We start from the raw sequence: 1,300 nt of genomic DNA on the forward strand, positions 1-1,300 counted from the left end.
AACAAAGAACTGAGGTAAAAAACAAACAAATTCTTCCTTAATTTGAGACATTATTATTCCACGCTCATAGATTCAAAAAACAGATTCTTTGAGCTTTTTTTATTCAATCTATCTTCTATTTATCTTGGCAGTATGGAAACGTAAGTTTCATCATATGGTCTACCAGATTTTGCAATAGCAAAAGACTGTTTGAGTAGTTTGTTAGCAACTGCTATCAATGCTAGTTTCTTACTCTTTCCTTTGTTCACGATTCGCTCATAAACTTCCTTGCAAGCCTTGTTTTGTTTACAGGCATTAAAAGAACATAGAAACAATAGATTGCGAAGCTTTCTATTACCGACCTTACTTATTCGCGCTCGACCTCTTACACTGCTCCCCGACTCTCGTATCGTTGGGGTAATACCAACGTAACTACAAAGCTGTGATGCCGTTTCGAATTTGCTAAAACCATCCGTAACAACTATCAGGAATAAGGCGGTCTTCTGCCCTAAACCTGGTATCGAGGTCAACAAGGTCAATTGTTCTTGTTGATCCTCTTTCACCAATGACAAAATCTTTGATTCGATAGCGGCTACCTCTTTATTGAGCTGTTTCTTGTTACGTATCAAGGAACGATAAACAAACTTTGAGGGTATACCTAAAACTGCTTCCCCATGTATCTTGTTCTTGGTTGCCGTACGTTGCTTTAAATAGGTATCCAATAACCGGAACAACTGTAAACATTCGCTCTGGGTATCTGTTAAGGCATTATAAATAGGAACCTCGTTGATCAGGGCATATTCACATATAGCCTTGGCATCGCTTTTGTCCGTTTTTACCTTTGCCAGTTTCATTTGAATGAACCGCTTTATAGATAATGGGTTTACTACTGAAACTACCACTTCATTTTTGTAAAGAAACTGTGCAAGTCTGTAATGATAATAACCTGTAGCTTCCATAACGACCAATGAACCTTTGGGCAGTTCCTTAAGGAATTTCTTAAATCCAATTTCATCGTTCTTATACTGGTCGTGACCTTGGTTACTACCATGTACATCAAAAACATCTTTACTGATGTCAACTCCAAAAGTTTCTTTATATTTATTCATAAGAAATGTTTTATGAAAGAACCAGCTACTTCTGCTCACAACAACTTGAAAACGAGATCTAAAGTCTCACAGAACTGAACGTGATCTGAGTAGTAAAAGAGAGAGGATTATCAATGTTGTCGAAGTCTGAAGCTTCACCGTATATAGTAACCTTAATTCTCTCTTTTGTTCTTTCTGATTTATATCCTAAAAGTTAGGGAATCAAACTTAAG

1 protein-coding gene is annotated in these 1,300 nt (G+C 36.8%); it reads right to left on the reverse strand.

All coding sequences use genetic code 11. From position 1 onward, the window contains the following. Window positions 1-119: 119 nt before the first annotated feature. On the reverse strand, window positions 120-1,088 hold the full coding sequence (locus DFQ03_RS00860) for an IS110 family RNA-guided transposase (RefSeq protein ID WP_133671149.1): 969 nt from the start codon (window positions 1,086-1,088) through the stop codon (window positions 120-122). Window positions 1,089-1,300: the final 212 nt, after the last annotated feature.

Source organism: Maribacter caenipelagi (assembly GCF_004364175.1).
Lineage (GTDB): Bacteria > Bacteroidota > Bacteroidia > Flavobacteriales > Flavobacteriaceae > Maribacter > Maribacter caenipelagi.

Coding starts and splice junctions, on each gene's coding strand:
- DFQ03_RS00860 (WP_133671149.1), bottom strand. CDS start 1,088: ATGAATAAATATAAAGAAACTTTTGGAGTTGACATCAGTAAAGATGTT.